At 71.3% G+C, this 14349-nt stretch carries 12 protein-coding genes; 5 read left to right on the forward strand and 7 right to left on the reverse strand.

What is annotated here, in order from left to right; translation table 11 throughout:
* The 7 genes from B7767_RS05880 to B7767_RS05910 form a co-directional block, all read right to left on the reverse strand.
* On the reverse strand, positions 1–589 hold a 589-nt coding region (locus B7767_RS05880), incomplete at its 3' end, for a LacI family DNA-binding transcriptional regulator (RefSeq protein ID WP_143652233.1).
* A gap of 79 nt (positions 590–668) precedes the next feature.
* Positions 669–2093, reverse strand: coding sequence for a BNR repeat-containing protein (locus B7767_RS05885; RefSeq protein ID WP_085571189.1), 1425 nt, complete (start codon positions 2091–2093; stop codon positions 669–671).
* Positions 2094–2107: 14 nt separating this feature from the next.
* The gene (locus B7767_RS05890) at positions 2108–2428 is read right to left on the reverse strand and encodes an L-rhamnose mutarotase (RefSeq protein WP_085571190.1); all 321 of its coding nucleotides are present in this window, start codon (positions 2426–2428) and stop codon (positions 2108–2110) included.
* A 31-nt stretch (positions 2429–2459) separates the two neighbouring features.
* Positions 2460–3545 carry a rhamnose ABC transporter substrate-binding protein gene (gene rhaS / locus B7767_RS05895; protein WP_085571191.1) on the reverse strand — a complete coding sequence of 362 codons (1086 nt, stop codon included), beginning with the start codon at positions 3543–3545 and terminating at the stop codon, positions 2460–2462.
* Positions 3546–3573: 28 nt separating this feature from the next.
* Complete coding sequence (locus tag B7767_RS05900) at positions 3574–4587, reverse strand: ABC transporter permease (protein ID WP_085571192.1); 1014 nt, start codon at positions 4585–4587, stop codon at positions 3574–3576.
* A complete protein-coding gene (locus tag B7767_RS05905; RefSeq protein ID WP_085571193.1) occupies positions 4580–5620 on the reverse strand; it encodes an ABC transporter permease in 1041 nt (346 codons plus the stop codon). Before B7767_RS05905 ends, B7767_RS05900 begins: the two co-directional genes overlap by 8 nt.
* Positions 5617–7134 carry a sugar ABC transporter ATP-binding protein gene (locus B7767_RS05910; protein WP_085571194.1) on the reverse strand — a complete coding sequence of 506 codons (1518 nt, stop codon included), beginning with the start codon at positions 7132–7134 and terminating at the stop codon, positions 5617–5619. The genes B7767_RS05905 and B7767_RS05910 overlap by 4 nt, the downstream gene beginning before the upstream one ends.
* A gap of 261 nt (positions 7135–7395) precedes the next feature.
* Here B7767_RS05910 and rhaI point away from each other — a divergent pair, with 261 nt between their 5' ends.
* The 5 genes from rhaI to B7767_RS05935 form a co-directional block, all read left to right on the forward strand.
* Positions 7396–8556 (forward strand): L-rhamnose isomerase, encoded by a 1161-nt coding sequence (gene rhaI / locus B7767_RS05915; RefSeq protein ID WP_085571195.1) that lies wholly within the window; start codon positions 7396–7398, stop codon positions 8554–8556.
* A gap of 144 nt (positions 8557–8700) precedes the next feature.
* Entirely contained in the window at positions 8701–10740 is a 2040-nt protein-coding gene (locus B7767_RS05920) for a bifunctional rhamnulose-1-phosphate aldolase/short-chain dehydrogenase (protein WP_085571196.1), read from the forward strand.
* Complete coding sequence (locus tag B7767_RS05925) at positions 10737–12182, forward strand: rhamnulokinase family protein (protein ID WP_085571197.1); 1446 nt, start codon at positions 10737–10739, stop codon at positions 12180–12182. The genes B7767_RS05920 and B7767_RS05925 overlap by 4 nt, the downstream gene beginning before the upstream one ends.
* A 72-nt stretch (positions 12183–12254) precedes the next feature.
* Positions 12255–13010, forward strand: coding sequence for a (Fe-S)-binding protein (locus B7767_RS05930; RefSeq protein ID WP_085571198.1), 756 nt, complete (start codon positions 12255–12257; stop codon positions 13008–13010).
* Positions 13007–14349: LutB/LldF family L-lactate oxidation iron-sulfur protein (locus B7767_RS05935; protein WP_179167042.1), on the forward strand; the 1343-nt coding region annotated here is incomplete at its 3' end. The genes B7767_RS05930 and B7767_RS05935, both read left to right, overlap by 4 nt.

Raw genomic sequence — 14349 nt, forward strand, 5'->3', positions numbered from 1 at the left:
GGTCCCGGACCTGGTTCAGTCCGGGCGGGCCGCTGACGTACGCGATGGAGCGGTGCCCGGCGTCGACGAGGTGCCGCACGGCCAGCGCGCCGCCCGCCACGTCGTCCACGGAGACCGAGCACTCGGTGGTGCCCTCGGCGACCCGGTCGACCAGGACGAAGGGGATGCCGTGCCGGCGGAACGCCTCGATGTTGCGGCCGGTGGCGTCCGCCGGGGTGAGCAGCACGCCCCGCACCCGCTGCTCGGCGAAGAGGGAGAGGTACTCGGCCTCCTCGCCCGGGTTCTGGGCGCTGTTGCAGACCATCACGCCGAGCCCGGCCTCACGCGCGGCGCGTTCGGCGCCGCGGGCGACGTCGACGAAGAACGGGTTGCCCATGTCGAGGACGAGCAGGCCCATGATGCGGCTGCGGCCGGCGCGCAGCTGACGGGCGGACTCGCTGCGCACGTAGCCGAGCCGGTCTATGGCGGACAGCACCCGGGCCCGGGTCTCGGCGGCGACCGTGTCCGGGCGGTTGATCACGTTGGAGACCGTGCCGACGGATACTCCGGCGACGCGGGCGACGTCCTTGATACCCACCGACTGGGCCATCGGGCAGGGACCTCCAGGGAGACGGGGCGGCGCGGCGGGCCATCACACTACCGGCAGCGCCGCCCCTGAGCGGTCACGGTCAGGCGGGCAGGCGGAAGTCGACGACGTGCAGGGGTGAGGGTGTCGTACCGGTGGACTTCTCCTGGTACATGACCGACAGCACCCCGTCCTGGGCGACGCGGGTCTCGTCGACGACCACCTCGCCGAAGGCGTCCAGGCCGGCGCCGTCGTACAGCAGCTTCCAGTCGGTGTGCCCCAAGGCCGCGGAGGCGGCGGCGATGCGGCCGTAGGGGAACACGGCGTAGGCGTTGTCGTACCGGTCCAGGACCAGTCTGGTGCGCTGGCTGGAGTTCAGCGGGACGGGGATCTCGGTCTTCCGCCAGGTGCCGGCGGCGGTGCGGCGGACGTGGAAGGCGCGGCCGTTCGCGGTGCGGTCGGCGACGTAGTCCGTGGTGCACTGGCCGAAGCGGCCGGGGACGTAGGAGATGACCGCGTGCGGCCGGCCGGCGGAGTCGGTGGACTGGCTCTCCTGGTTCATCAGGGAGTGGTCCGGGTTCAGCGGGTCGACCACCAGTCCGGGGTCGGTGACGGAGACCCGGTCCGAGGTCCCGGTTCTGCCCACGACGGTGCCGACGTCGTTGCGCCAGGTGCGGCCGCGGTCGTCGGAGTACACGTAGCCGGTGTCGTGGTTGGTGATGCCGCCGCCGGAGCACATCACGGCGCCGTTCTGCTCGCGCCAGGTGAAGAAGGCGTGCAGGCGGCCGCCGCGGTCGTAGTCGATGCCGTGCAGGTACATGTTGCGGGCGGTGGACGAGCCGTGCTCACTGGTGTAGGTGCCGGTGGAGGCGCTCCACTCCCCCAGCGCGGTCCACCGGCTGCCGTCGTACTCGGCGAGGGCGTTGCGGCCGTTGCCGGAGACGCCGGCCCGGTAGCTGAGCTGGAGCCGGCCCTCGGGGGTGGCGACGAACTGCGGGTAGGTGAACTGCGGGGTGAGGGCGAGGCCGTCGAGCGTGGACTGCGGGGCGCCGAAGCGGCTCGCGGTCCAGCTCAGCCCGGTGGGGTCGTCCAGGAGCCCGGCGACGGACTTCACGTAGGTGAAGCCGTCGCTGTGGGAGTCCATGTTGAGGTGCAGCCGGCCGTCGGTCCTCGAGACGCCCATGGAGATGACGTTGTGCGAGTCGTCGTAGCGCAGGGTGTGGCCGACCCGCACGGTCTGCCAGGTGCTCGCGCCGAGGGCTCGGCGGCCGACGACGGCGTTCCGGTCGGCGGTGTACCAGGCGGCGTACTGGTGGCCCTCGTGGGTGAGCAGGCCGTTCTTCTGGAAGGAGTTGTTGTTGACCAGGCCGTCGTAGGACACGAAGTAGATCGCCCGGTTGTCGAGCGTGGTGCTGCCGGTGCGGGTGACCGACGGACCGGGCGCGGCGGCCCGTGCGGTGCCGGCCGCGAGGGCGGGGGCCGCCGCGGTGCCGAGGAGCGCGCCGGCCAGAAGGGTACGTCGTCGCATCACGGACTCCTTCGTCAGGCGAGGTGGAAGACCTCGGTCAGCGGCTTCATCGCCTCGTCCGGCCGGGAGCCGTCGAGGGACTCGAAGAAGGGGGACATCTCGGCCTGCCAGCGGGCGTTGACCTCGGTGGCCTCCATGCCGGCCCTGGCCGCCTCGAAGTCCTCGGTCTCCAGGTAGCCGACGAGGAGGCCGTCGTCGCGCAGGAAGAGGGAGTAGTTGTGCCAGCCGGTGGCCGAGAGCGCCTCGCGCATCTCGGGCCACACGGCGGCATGGCGTTCGCGGTACTCGGCGATCCGGTCCTGTCGGACCTTGAGCAGGAAACAGACGCGTTGCATGAAGTACCGCTCCTTCGGCGGGAAGTGGGGATCAGAAGTCGAACTGGTCGATGTTCCCGGCGTTGAAGACGGTGGGCTTGCCGAGGTTGATCACGCCGTCCTCGCCGATGGTGTACTCGCCCATCGCGCCGGCCGTGAAGGTCTCGCCCTCCTTGCCGGTGATCTGGCCGGAGGACAGGGCGATCGCGGTGCGGGCGGCCAGCTCGCCGAGCTTGGCCGGGTCCCAGAGCTCGAACGCCTCGACGGTGCCGTTCTTGACGTACTTGCGCATGTCGTTGGGGGTGCCGAGGCCGGTCAGCTTGACCTTGCCCTTGTACTTGGAGCCGGACAGGTACTGGGCGGCGGCCTTGATGCCGACGGTGGTCGGGGAGATGATCCCCTTCAGGTTCGGGTACTCCTGGAGCAGGCCCTGGGTCTGCTGGAAGGACTGCTGGGCGTCGTCGTTGCCGTAGGCGACCTTGACCAGCTTCATGTCCTTGTACTTGGGATCCTTGAGCTCGTCCTTCATGAACTCGATCCAGGCGTTCTGGTTGGTCGCGGTCTGCGCGGCGGACAGGATCGCGATCTCGCCCTTGTAGCCGATCTGCTCGGCGAGCAGCTGCACCTCGGTGCGGCCCAGGTCCTCGCCGCTGGCCTGCGAGACGAAGGCGTTGCGGCAGTCGGGGGTGGTGTCCGAGTCGTAGGTGACGACCTTGATGCCGTTCTTCATGGCCTGCTTGAGCGCGGTGCACAGGGCGCCGGGGTCCTGCGCGGAGACGGCCATGGCGTCGACCTGCTGCTGGGTCAGGGTGTTGACGTAGGAGACCTGTCCGGCGGTGTCGGTGGCGCTGGAGGGGCCGACCTCCTTGTAGGTGGAGCCCAGCTCCTCGACGGCCTTCTCTCCGCCCTTGTCGGCGGTGGTGAAGTAGGGGTTGTTGACCTGCTTGGGCAGGAAGCCGACGGTCAGTCCCTTCTTGGTGGCCGCGTTCGGGTCGGCCTTGCCGGCCGAGGCGGCGGCACCGCCGCCCTCGTTCTTGACGTCCTCCTTGGTGGTGCCGCCGCAGGCGGTGGAGGCGAGGGCGAGCGAGGTGACGGCGGCGAGGGCCGCGCAGGTGCGGCGGAGGGATGCCTTGCGCATGGTGGGTTCCTTAGCGGGCGAGGAGGGTTCAGGGGGTGGGAGCGGGGGCCTTGGGGGCCGGTGGCGACGAGGCTGTCCGGCGTCCGGCCCTCGCCACGGCGATCTGCCGGGCGACGCGCGGCCCGAGCACGGACAGCACCAGCAGCACACCCGTGACGACGATCTGGGACTGCGCGGAGACGTCCTGGAGGCTCATCACGTTCTGCAGCGCGCCGAGCAGGAAGACCCCGGCGATCGCTCCGCCGAGCGTCCCCTTGCCACCGTCGAAGTCGATGCCGCCCAGCAGCACGGCCGCCACGACGGAGAGTTCGAGGCCGGTGGCGTTGTCGTAGCGCGCACTGGCGTAGTGCAGCGCCCAGAAGACGCCCGTGAGGGAGGCCATGAGCCCCGTCAGGGTGAACAGGATCAGCTTCTGCCGCTTGACGCGGATGCCGGCGAACCGGGCCGCCTCCTCGCTCGCGCCGATCGCGAACAGCGACCGGCCGAACGGGGTGGCGTGCAGGGCGACGACGGCGATGGCGAGCAGCACCAGGAAGGGCAGGAGGGCGTACGGGACGAACGTGTCGCCGATGCGTCCGGCGGCGAAGTCCAGGTACTGGGCGGGGAAGTCGGTCACCGCGTCGGAGCCGAGCACGATCTGCGCGATGCCCCGGTAGGCGGCCAGCGTACCGATGGTGACGGCGAGGGACGGCAGCCCGAGGCGGGTCACCAGCAGGCCGTTGACCAGGCCGCAGACGACACCGATCACGAGGCAGACCGGGATGATCGTCTCGATGGTCATGCCCTGGTTCCACAGGGCGCCCATCACCGCGCCGGACAGGCCGGCGGTGGAGGCGACGGACAGGTCGATCTCGCCGGAGACCACGAGCAGGGTCATGGGCAGGGCGATCAGCGCGATCGGCAGGGTGTTGCCGATGAGGAACGACAGGTTGAGCGCGTTGCCGAAGCCGTCGACGGTGGTGAAGGACAGCAGCAGGACGACGACGAGCAGGGCGCCGACGACCGTGTCCCAGCGGACGGCGCGCGTCAGGGACTCAGGCATGGCGGGCGTTCCTCTTCTTCAGGGCCAAGGCCACGCGCAGCGCGACGATCCGGTCGACCGCGATGGCGAGGATGAGCAGGATGCCGTTGATGGCGAGCACCCACACGGAGCTGACGCCGAGGGCGGGCAGCACGCTGTTGATGGAGGTCAGCAGCAGCGCGCCGAGCGCCGCGCCGTAGACGCTGCCGGAGCCGCCGGTGAAGATCACGCCGCCGACCACGACCGCGCTGACGACGGTGAGTTCGTAGCCGTTGCCGGTGCCGGAGTCGACGTTGCCGAACCGGGCCAGGTACAGGGCGCCGGCGAGGCCGGCGAGGGCGCCGCAGAAGGTGTACGCGGCGAGGATCCGCTTGCGTACGGGGATGCCGGCGAGCCGGGCGGCCTCGGGGTTGGAGCCGAGCGCGTACAGCTCGCGTCCGCTGCCGAAGTGCTTGAGGTAGTACGCCGTCGCCACGAGCACCGCGAGCGCGATGAGCGCCAGGTAGGGCACGGCCGAGATGCCGCCGGAGCCGAAGTCGACGAATCCGCCGGGGAGGTCGGCGGCGGTGATCTGGCGGGAGCCGACCCAGATGGAGTCGATGCCGCGGATGATGTACATCGTGCCGAGGGTGACGACGAGCGCGGGGACCTGGCCGAGGCTGACGAGCAGGCCGTTGAGCAGTCCGAAGCCGATGCCGAGCAGGACGGCGAGGGCGATGGCGACGACCGGGTTCCCGCCGTCCTGGAGGTGGACGCCGGCGGCGAAGGCGCTGATGCCGAGGGTGGAGCCGACGGACAGGTCGACGTTGCGGGTGATGACGACCAGGGACTGGCCGGTGGCGACCAGGACCAGGATGGTCGCGTTCAGCAGCAGGTCCTTGATGCCCTGTTCGGACAGGAACTCGCTGTTGCCGGCCTGGGTGACGGCGATCATCACCAGGAAGACGACGAGGATGGCGAGTTCGCGCATCTTGAAGACGCGGTCCACCAGTCGGGTGGCGCCGGCCTTGGGCACCTCGGCGACGGGGGCTTCTCCGGGAGCGGCGACCGTCATGCGGCGGCCCTCCCCGTGGCTGCGGCCATCACGGTTTCCTCGGTGGCGTCGGTGCGGGGGATCTCGGCGGTGAGCCGGCCCTCGTGCATCACCAGCACGCGGTCGGCCATGCCGAGGATCTCGGGCAGGTCGGAGGAGATCATCAGGACGGCGACGCCGTCGGCGGCGAGCTGCGACAGCAGCCGGTGCACCTCGGCCTTGGTGCCGACGTCGATGCCGCGCGTGGGCTCGTCGACGATCAGCACCTTCGGGCCGGTGGCGAGCCACTTGGCGAGGACGACCTTCTGCTGGTTGCCGCCGGACAGGGTGTTCACCGTGTCGGCGATCCGGGCGTACTTGACCTGGAGCCTGACGGCCCAGTCGAGGGAGCGGCTGCGTTCGGCGCCGCGGTCCATCAGGCCGGCCCGCACGGTCGTACGGAGGCCGGTGAGGCCGATGTTGCGCTCGATGGACATGTCCATCACCAGGCCCTGGGCGCGCCGGTCCTCGGGGACCAGGGCGAGGCCCGCGGCCATGGCCGTGGACGGGGCGCCGTTGGTGAGCCTGCGTCCGTCGACCTCGACCTCGCCGGCGTCCCAGCGGTCGACGCCGAACACGGCGCGGGCCACCTCGGTGCGTCCGGCGCCGACGAGTCCGGCCAGTCCGACGATCTCACCGCGCCGCACGTCGAAGGAGACGTCGGTGAAGACGCCCTCGCGGGTCAGCCGGCGCACGCTCAGGGCGACCTCGCCCGGCGTCACGTCCTGCTTGGGGTAGAGCTCCTCGAGGTCGCGGCCGACCATGCGGCGGACCAGGTCGTCCTCGGTCATTCCGGCCAGCGGCTCGCTGGAGATCCAGGCGCCGTCGCGGAGCGTGGTGACCCGCTCGCAGATCTCGAAGATCTCCTCCAGGCGGTGGGAGATGAACAGCACCGCGGCGCCCTGGTCGCGCAGGGTGCGCACGACGCCGAAGAGGCGGGCGACCTCGCTGCCGGTGAGGGCGGCGGTGGGCTCGTCCATGACCAGGACGCGGGCGTCGAAGGAGAGCGCCTTGGCGATCTCGACGATCTGCTGGTCGGCGATGGACAGGCCGCGGGCCGGGCGGTCCGGGTCGAGATCGACACCGAGCCGCTCCATCAGTGCGGCGGTCGCGTCATGGGTGGCCCGGTGGTCGATCCGGCCGAGCGCCCGGCGGGGCTGCCGGCCCATGAAGATGTTCTCGGCGATCGACAGGTCGGGGAAGAGCGTGGGCTCCTGGTAGATCACGGCGATGCCGGCGTCGCGGGCGTCACCGGGGCCGTGGAAGACGACGGGGGCGCCGTCGAGCAGCACCTGGCCGGTGTCCGGCCGGTGCACTCCGGCGAGCGTCTTGATGAGGGTCGACTTGCCGGCTCCGTTCTCGCCGGCGAGGGCGTGCACCTCCCCGGGGAACAGCTCCAGGGAGACGTCCCGCAGTGCGCGGACCGCGCCGAAGGACTTGGAGATGTCCTTCAGCGCGAGGACCGGGGCCGGACCCGTGTCGGACGGGTGGGTCATGAGGGCTCCTCGACGACGCCGGTGGGAGGCCCTTACGACGTCGTGAAAGGTTTCAACTGGGTTGCCGGGACGTTAGGCGCGCGACGCATGTCACGTCAATGGGTCCCGGTCGAAAAACTTTCGAGAGCTTCAGGTCTCGGCCTGGTCACGGAGGGCGGTCTTCGCCGCAGGGGTTGACACCCCTCCGGGAGACCCATAGCTTCCCGTTCTGAATCGTTTCATTCAGTGGTCGTCACGACCCGATGTCACAGGAGCCCTGACGTGACCGAGCTCGCCGCGGTGAAAGCCGCTCTCAAGACACAGGCCGTGGAGACGCCGTCCTGGGCGTACGGGAACTCGGGGACCCGGTTCAAGGTGTTCGCACAGCAGGGCGTCCCCCGCTCCCCGCAGGAGAAGCTGGACGACGCGGCCCGGGTGCACGCGTTCACCGGTGTCGCGCCGACCGTGGCGCTGCACATCCCGTGGGACAAGGTCGAGGACTACGCGGCGCTGGCCAAGCACGCCGAGGACCGCGGGGTGAGACTCGGCGCCATCAACTCCAACACCTTCCAGGACGACGACTACCGGCTCGGCAGCATCTGCGCCCCGGACGCGGCGGTGCGCAGGAAGGCCGTCGACCACCTGCTGGAGTGCGTCGACATCATGGACGCGACCGGCTCCAAGGACCTGAAGCTGTGGTTCGCCGACGGGACGAACTACCCCGGGCAGGACGACATCCGCGCCCGCCAGGACCGGCTCGCCGAGGGGCTCGCCGAGGTGTACGAGCGACTCGGGGACGACCAGCGGATGCTGCTGGAGTACAAGTTCTTCGAGCCGGCGTTCTACACGACGGACGTGCCGGACTGGGGCACCGCCTACGCGCACTGCCTGAAGCTGGGGCCGAAGGCACAGGTCGTCGTCGACACGGGCCACCACGCTCCGGGGACCAACATCGAGTTCATCGTGGCGACGCTGCTGCGGGAGGGGAAGCTCGGCGGGTTCGACTTCAACTCGCGCTTCTACGCGGACGACGACCTGATGGTCGGCGCCGCCGACCCGTTCCAGTTGTTCCGGATCATGTACGAGGTGATCCGTGGGGGCGGGTTCACTCCCGAGGTGGCGTTCATGCTGGACCAGTGCCACAACATCGAGGCGAAGATCCCGGCGATCATCCGTTCCGTCATGAACGTCCAGGAGGCGACGGCCAAGGCGCTGCTCGTCGACCGGGCGGCGTTGGGTGAGGCCCAGGCCTCGGGGGACGTCCTCGAGGCGAACGCCGTGCTGATGGACGCGTACAACACGGACGTGCGTCCGCTCCTTCGTGAGGTGCGGGAGGAGATGGGGCTGGACCCCGAGCCCATGGCCGCCTACCGGCGGTCCGGGTGGGCCGAGCGGATTGTCGCTGAGCGGGTCGGGGGTGAGCAGGCCGGCTGGGGCGCGTGAGCGTCTGCCGGGTTTCTGTTTGTCGCGGGCTGCGGGTCGTCTGTGGTTGATCGCGCCCGCGCGGCGGTAGCCGCATGTCCCACATCGCCCCGCGCCCCTGTCGGGGCGTTCCACTCCCCCTCTTTCCCGAAGGACTGATCATTCATGGCGATCAACGCCGAAGCTGCCGCCCTGCTCGCTCGTTCCCATCGGCTCGGCGCCGACCCCCGCAACACCAACTACGCCGGCGGCAACACCTCCGCCAAGGGCACCGGGACCGACCCCGTCACCGGGGGTGACGTCGAGCTGATGTGGGTCAAGGGGTCCGGGGGCGACCTCGGGACGCTGACCGAGGCGGGGCTGGCCGCGCTGCGGCTGGACCGGCTGCGGGCGCTCGTCGACGTGTACCCGGGGGTCGAGCGCGAGGACGAGATGGTCGCCGCGTTCGACTACTGCCTGCACGGCAAGGGCGGTGCGGCCCCGTCGATCGACACCGCGATGCACGGGCTCGTCGGCGCCGCCCACGTCGACCACCTCCACCCCGACTCCGGGATCGCGCTCGCCTGCGCGGCCGACGGGGAGAAGCTGACCGCCGAGTGCTTCGGCGACACCGTGGTGTGGGTGCCGTGGCGGCGGCCCGGTTTCCAGCTCGGACTGGACATCGCCGCCGTGAAGGAGGCCAACCCCCGGGCCATCGGGTGCGTGCTCGGCGGGCACGGCATCACCGCGTGGGGCGACACCTCCGAGGAGTGCGAGCGCAACTCGCTGCACATCATCCGCACCGCCGAGGAGTTCCTCGCCGAGCGCGGCCGGCCGGAGCCGTTCGGCCCGGTGATCGAGGGGTACGAGGCGCTGTCCGAGGAGGAGCGGCGGGAGCGGGCCGCCGCACTGGCGCCGTACGTCCGGGCCGTCGCCTCGCAGGACCGGCCGCAGGTCGGGCACTTCGACGACTCCGACGCCGTACTGGACTTCCTGGCCCGCGCCGAGCACCCGCGGCTGGCCGCGCTGGGCACCTCCTGCCCGGACCACTTCCTGCGCACCAAGGTCCGGCCGCTGGTCCTGGACCTGCCGCCGTCCGCCCCGCTGGACGAGGCGGTCGCCCGGCTGAAGGAGCTGCACGCGGCCTACCGCGAGGAGTACGCCGCCTACTACGCGCGGCACGCGGAGGCCGGCTCCCCCGCGATGCGCGGGGCCGACCCGGCCATCGTGCTGGTGCCGGGCGTGGGCATGTTCAGCTTCGGCAAGGACAAGCAGACCGCGCGCGTGGCCGGCGAGTTCTACATCAACGCGATCAACGTGATGCGCGGGGCCGAGGCGGTCTCCACGTACGCGCCGATCGAGGAGTCGGAGAAGTTCCGCATCGAGTACTGGGCGCTGGAGGAGGCCAAGCTCCAGCGGATGCCGAGGCCCAAGCCGCTCGCGACGCGGGTCGCGCTCGTCACCGGTGCCGGCAGCGGGATCGGCAGGGCGATCGCCCAGCGGCTGGTGGCCGAGGGCGCCTGTGTCGTCGTGGCCGACCTGAACGGGGAGAACGCCGCCGAGGTCGCCGAGGAGCTGGGCGGCTCCGACAAGGCCGTCGCCGTGACCGTCGACGTGACGTCCGAGGAGCAGATCGCAGACGCCTTCAAGGCCGCCGTGCTCGCCTTCGGCGGGGTCGACCTGGTGGTGAACAACGCCGGTATCTCGATCTCCAAGCCGCTCCTGGAGACGTCCGCGAAGGACTGGGACCTCCAGCACGACATCATGGCCCGCGGTTCCTTCCTCGTCTCGCGCGAGGCGGCCCGGGTGATGACCGCGCAGGAGCTGGGCGGGGACATCGTCTACATCGCGTCGAAGAACGCCGTGTTCGCCGGCCCCAACAACATCGCCTACTCCGCCACCAAGGCCGACCAGGCCCACCAGGTGCGCCTGCTCGCCGCCGAGCTGGGCGAGCACGGGATCCGGGTCAACGGCGTCAACCCCGACGGCGTGGTGCGCGGTTCCGGGATCTTCGCGGGCGGCTGGGGCGCCAAGCGCGCCGCCGTCTACGGGGTGCCGGAGGAGAAGCTGGGCGAGTTCTACGCCCAGCGGACGCTGCTGAAGCGCGAGGTGCTGCCCGAGCACGTGGCGAACGCCGTGTTCGCGCTGACCGGCGGCGACCTCACCCACACCACCGGACTGCACGTCCCGGTCGACGCCGGCGTCGCCGCCGCGTTCCTGCGATGAGCGCCGTGAAGTCCTACGCCGCGGTCGACCTGGGCGCGTCCAGCGGGCGCGTCATGGTCGGCCGCGTCGGCCCCGACAGCCTGGAGCTGACCGAGGCCCACCGCTTCCCCAACCGGCCGGTGCGCATGCCCGAGGGGCTGCGCTGGGACGTCCTGGGGCTGTACGCCGGCGTGCTGGACGGGCTGAAGGCGGCCGGCGCGGTGGACTCCGTCGGCATCGACAGCTGGGCCGTGGACTACGGGCTGCTGGACGCGGACGGGGCGCTGCTCGGCAACCCGGTGCACTACCGCGACAGCCGTACCGACGGGATCGCGGAGAAGGTGTGGGCGACCGTGCCCGCCGAGGAGCTGTACGCGACGACCGGTCTGCAGTACGCGCCGTTCAACACGCTGTACCAGCTGACGGCAGCCCGCGGTTCGGCCCAACTGGCTCATGCCCGGCGGCTGTTGCTCATCCCGGATCTGCTGACGTACTGGCTGACCGGTGAGCAGGGCACGGAGCTGACCAACGCCTCGACCACCCAGCTGATCGACCCGCGCACCCGCGACTGGGCGCACGGGGTGGCGGAGCGCCTCGGCGTCGACCTCTCGTTGTTCGCGCCGCTCCGCCGGCCGGGGGACGCGGCCGGGGTGCTGCGGCCCGGGGTGCTGGAGGAGACCGGGCTGACCGGGCCGGTCCCGGTGACGGCGGTCGGCTCGCACGACACCGCGTCCGCGGTGGCCGCCGTGCCGGCGGACGGCGAGCGGTTCGCGTACATCTGCACCGGCACCTGGTCGCTGGCCGGCCTGGAGCTGGACGCGCCGGTGCTCACCGAGGAGAGCCGGGCCGCCAACTTCACCAATGAGCTGGGGCTGGACGGCACGGTCCGTTATCTGCGCAACATCATGGGCCTGTGGCTGCTCCAGGAGTGCGTACGGGCCTGGGGGCAGCCGGATCTGGGCGCGCTGCTGCTCGACGCCGCCAAGGTGCCGGCGCTGCGGTCGGTGGTGGACGCCGGGGACGCGGCGTTCCTCGCGCCGGGACGGATGCCGGAGCGGATCGCCGGGGCCTGCCGGGACTCGGGACAGCCCGTGCCGGCCACGCCCGCCGAGATCACCCGGTGCATCCTCGACTCGCTGGCCCTGGCCCACCGCAAGGCCGTCGAGGACGCGCAGCGGCTCGCCGGGCGGTCCGCCGACGTCGTGTACGTCGTGGGCGGCGGCACCCGCAACGCCCTGCTGTGCCAGCTGACCGCCGACGCCTGCGGGCTGCCGGTGGTCTCCGGGCCGACGGAGGCGGCGGCCCTGGGCAACGTGCTGGTGCAGGCCCGTGCCCACGGCCTGGTCGGCGACCTGGCCGGGATGCGGCGGCTGCTCACCCGCACCCAGCCGCTGACGCGGTACGAACCGCGCGGCGGTACGCAGCGGTGGCAGGCGGCGCAGGCCCGGCTCGCCCGGGGCTGACGCGGTCTCCCCCGGGCCCCCGCTCCCCCACTACCCTGCATTCACCCGATGATCGATTCACTAGGAGCCGCGATGCGTGTCGCACTGTTCCTGACCTGTGTCAACGACACGCTCTATCCGGACACCGGGCGCGCCGTGGTGAAACTCCTGACCAGGCTGGGCGTCGACGTCGACTTCCCGATGGCGCAGACCTGTTGCGGCCAGGCGCACTACAACACGGGCTACCGGCACGAGGCCGAGCCGCTCGCCCGGCATTTCTCCGACGTCTTCGGGGAGTACGAGGCGATCGTGACGCCGTCCGGGTCGTGCGGGGCGATGGTGCGGGAGCTGTATCCGCGGATGGGCGAGCGGGCCCGGGCGGAGGGCCGCGGGGACACCCTCGCGGCGACGCTGGCGCCGGTGGTGCCGAAGACGTACGAGCTCACGGAGTTCCTGGTGGACGTGCTGGGGGTGACCGACGTCGGGGCGTACTACCCGCACAAGGTGACCTACCACCCCACCTGTCACGGACTGCGCGGTCTCGGTCTCGGCGAGCGGCCCCTGCGGCTGCTGCGGGCGGTGAAGGGACTGGAGCTGGCCGAGCTGCCGGGCGCCGAGGAGTGCTGCGGCTTCGGCGGCACCTTCGCGCTGAAGAACTCCGACGTCTCGGCGGCGATGGGCGCCGACAAGGTGCGCAACGCCGAGTCGACGGGTGCCGAGGTGCTGTGCGCGGCGGACAACTCCTGTCTGATGCACATCGGCGGAACGATGACCAGGCTGCGGACCGGCATGCGGCCGGTGCACATCGCGGAGATCCTGGCGAGCACGGAGGAGGAGCCGGCCGTATGAGCGGGACGTTCGTCGGGATGCCGGCGTTTCCCGAGGCCGCCCACGAGGCGGTCGGCGACGCGACGCTGCGGGGCAACCTGCGGCACGCCACGCACACCATCCGCGCCAAGCGCGCGGCTGCCGTCGCCGAGCTCTCCGACTGGGCCGAGCTGCGCGAGGCCGGCAAGCGGATCAAGGACCACACGCTCCGTCATCTCGACCGCTACCTCGAGCAGTTGGAGGAGTCGGTGACGGCGGCGGGCGGCACCGTGCACTGGGCCGTCGACGCGGACGAGGCCAACCGGATCGTCGCCCAACTGGTGAAGGCGACCGGTGAGTCGGAGGTCGTCAAGGTCAAGTCGATGGCCACGCAGGAGATCGGGCTCAACGAGGCCCTGGAGGCGGAGGGCATCGCCGCCTACGAGACCGATCTCGCCGAGCTGATCGTGCAGTTGGGCAAGGACCGGCCCTCGCACATCCTGGTGCCGGCGATCCACCGCAACCGCGGGGAGATCCGGGAGATCTTCACCCGCGAGATGAGCGAGTGGGGCCGTCCCGCCCCCGACGGGCTGACGGACACGCCCGCCGAACTCGCCGAGGCGGCGCGGCTGCACCTGCGGGAGAAGTTCCTGCGCGCCAAGGTCGGCGTCTCCGGCGCCAACTTCATGGTCGCCGAGACCGGCACACTGGTGGTGGTGGAGTCCGAGGGCAACGGGCGGATGTGCCTGACCCTGCCCGAGACGCTGATCTCGGTCGTCGGCATCGAGAAGATCGTGCCGACCTGGCAGGACCTGGAGGTGTTCCTGCAGACCCTGCCGCGCTCCTCGACCGCCGAGCGGATGAACCCGTACACCTCGACGTGGACCGGCACCACCGACGAGGACGGGCCGCGCGACTTCCACCTGGTCCTGCTGGACAACGGCCGTACCGACACCCTCGCCGACGAGGTGGGCCGGCAGGCGCTGCGCTGCATCCGCTGCTCGGCCTGCCTCAACGTGTGCCCGGTGTACGAACGGGCCGGCGGCCACGCCTACGGCTCGGTCTACCCGGGGCCGATCGGCGCCATCCTCAGCCCTCAGCTCCGGGGCACCGGAAGCGAGATCGACGCGTCCCTGCCGTACGCCTCGTCGCTGTGCGGGGCCTGCTACGAGGTGTGCCCGGTCGCCATCGACATCCCCGAGGTCCTGGTGCACCTGCGGGAGCGGGTGGCCCAGGGCGGGGAGGTGACCCGGGGCGGCAACAAGGTGGTGCTCAAGCCGGCCAAGGGGCACGCCGCCGAGCGTGCCGCGATGCGCGCCGCCCGCTGGGCGTTCGCGCGCCCCGGGGCCCTGCGCACCGGCCAGCGGCTCGCCTCGCGCAC

The sequence above is a fragment of the Streptomyces sp. 13-12-16 genome (assembly GCF_002114215.1).
Taxonomy (GTDB): domain Bacteria; phylum Actinomycetota; class Actinomycetes; order Streptomycetales; family Streptomycetaceae; genus Streptomyces.